The 357-nt window shown below is 38.1% G+C and carries 1 protein-coding gene; it reads left to right on the forward strand.

Going from position 1 to position 357, the window contains the following annotated elements:
• Positions 1-201: BrxA/BrxB family bacilliredoxin (locus tag KH400_RS22710; RefSeq protein WP_217228506.1), on the forward strand; the 201-nt coding region annotated here is incomplete at its 5' end.
• Positions 202-357: the final 156 nt, after the last annotated feature.

The following is a 357-nucleotide window of genomic DNA, read 5'->3' on the forward strand; positions in this document are numbered from 1 at the left end:
GTATTTGCAGGTCAAGATAAAGAAGCAACTGCGCAAATGCGTTCTTATTTTGCGGATATTCCACCTTCTTCGCCATCAATGGCTATCTTAAAAGGGAAGGAAGTTGTTCACTTTATTCCACGTGAACAAATTGAGGGAGCAGCACCTGAAGATATTATTCGTAACTTAGCACTTGCTTACAATGATCATTGTAGTAAATAAATATAGAGAAGATTAGTGACTCAAACTAAGGTTGGATCGAGGGCACTGAAAAAGGAAAACCCTCCTTTTTCAGTGCCCTCCTTAAATTCACCATATTATTTATAAAAAAGGATGATGTGAGATGAAACAAGCACCTGACTTTACATTGCCTATGGC

Origin of the sequence: Desertibacillus haloalkaliphilus, assembly GCF_019039105.1 — a bacterium.
GTDB lineage: Bacteria > Bacillota > Bacilli > Bacillales > KJ1-10-99 > Desertibacillus > Desertibacillus haloalkaliphilus.